The organism is Pseudomonas mosselii, assembly GCF_003205295.1.
GTDB lineage: Bacteria > Pseudomonadota > Gammaproteobacteria > Pseudomonadales > Pseudomonadaceae > Aquipseudomonas > Aquipseudomonas mosselii_B.
Window position 1 is genome coordinate 1 of sequence record NZ_QJRP01000077.1, and the last position, 1,713, is coordinate 1,713.

Consider the following 1,713-nt stretch of genomic DNA (forward strand, 5'->3'; position numbering starts at 1 on the left):
TCTTGCTCTTGCTCTTGCTCGGCGTTTTTCAAGGTGGTTGTCGCGTCTGACCTTTAATTCATGCTGCTTGTTTATCGTACTGTTGTTCTCGATCAGGATTCAGCAATACGGTTCCTACGGGCTGCCAGTTGCGTGTCTGGCCTGACCAGCGCGCAGGACTCCTTTCTCTGGCTCGCAGGTACAACTCATGACGTCGGGCAAGGATCTGTTTGTCCAAGCCACGGTGTCGTTCTGCTGGTGTAACGAAACGAATGCGGCTATGTCGGTGTTCTTGGTTGTACCAGCTGATGAAATCTCTTACCCAGCGCCTGGCTGCCTCCAGGCTACTGAAACCTTTGGTTGGCCAGTGTGGGCAGTACTTCAGTGTTCTGAATAAGGCCTCCGAGTATGGGTTGTCGTTACTCACTCTTGGTCTGCCTCTGGAAGGGGTGATACCCAACTCATGCATCTTGCTGAGCAATGTTGATGATTTCATCGGTGTGCCATTGTCAGAGTGCAGTACCAACGGTTCACGCAAGCATTGCTCGCTGATCACGCTTCGCTGTAGCAAGGTCGCGGCCTTCGCTCCGTCTTCATCCTCGTGCACTTCCCAGCCGACACATTTCCGGCTGTAGATGTCCTCGATCAGATACAGGTAGTAATACTTCCCGCGTACAGCTGTAGGTAGATACGTGATATCCCACGACCAGACCCGATTAGGTGCATGTGCCGCATGGGTGGTTGGAGCAGTTTGGCGTCCAGGTTGCTGGCTCCGTCCCCGATGCTGTCGTTGTCCGGCCGCACGTAGCACCCGGTAAAAGGTTGACTCCGAGGCCAGATAGCACTGTTTGTCCGCCAAGCGCGGGACAATTTGGCTTGGTGGCAAATGCGCGTATTCAGCACTGTTGCACAGATCAAGAATTGCCTGGCGCTCCTGCTCGCTCAGGGCATTCGCAGGCGTTGTCCGAGTCGTTGTGGTTCGAGCGTCAGCTCGAACCTCCTCGGTCTGAGTCCAGCGCTGTAGTGTCCTGAGTGTCAGGCCGACTTCCTGGCATGCCTCCCGCTTTCGTGCTCCAGCACTGATCGCTTCGTTTAGCCAGTCCACCAACAGTTGCCGTTCCGGCAGAGCGGTCAATTGTCCTCGTCGTCGACTCCCCAGTAGTCGTTGAGCTTTTTTCGAAGGACCAGCAGCGCCGCTGCTTCAGCCAGCGCCTTTTCTTTACGGCGCAGTTCGCGCTCCAGTTGTTGAATGCGTTGTTTATCCTGGCGACCCTGTTCCCGATCAGCCTTCGGTTGATGCTTTTCAGCCGCCATACCGCTCAGGAACGCTTGTCGCCACGCCATGATCTGTTCAGGGTACAAACCCTTGCGCCGACAGTACTCGCCCAGCTCAATTTCAGACAGGCTGGCACATTCGATGACAGCTGCGAATTTCATTTCTGCCGACCAGCTTTCAGTCGGGTGGTTGGGATCAGTCACCACACATCCTTCAGGACTGGCTCGTTTACGCCAGGTACGTAGTGTCATTTCAGTCACTCCCTCGCGCCTCGCAACCTCGGCCATTGTCAGGTTGTGTGGGGGGAGCAACATCTTCAGTAGTTCGGCTTTGCGTTCAGGTGAATAGTACGGCACATCGGCTCTCTTTCCGCCCCCGGAGCTGGTTTCAGGTCAGTTCGGAGACGCGACAACTATCCTGACACCGGGGGTGCTCTTGCTCTTGCTCTTGCTCTTGCT

The 1,713-nt window shown here is 55.5% G+C and carries 1 protein-coding gene; it reads right to left on the reverse strand.

Going from position 1 to position 1,713, the window contains the following annotated elements; translation table 11 throughout:
* Nucleotides 1–58: 58 nt before the first annotated feature.
* Nucleotides 59–1,611 (reverse strand): IS3 family transposase gene (locus DMX06_RS26005; RefSeq protein ID WP_110739979.1). Its coding sequence is split into 2 segments (ribosomal slippage): nucleotides 59–1,149 and nucleotides 1,149–1,611, totalling 1,554 coding nucleotides; the frame shifts between segments, so codons are not numbered across the junction.
* Between the last annotated feature and the right edge of the window lie 102 nt (nucleotides 1,612–1,713).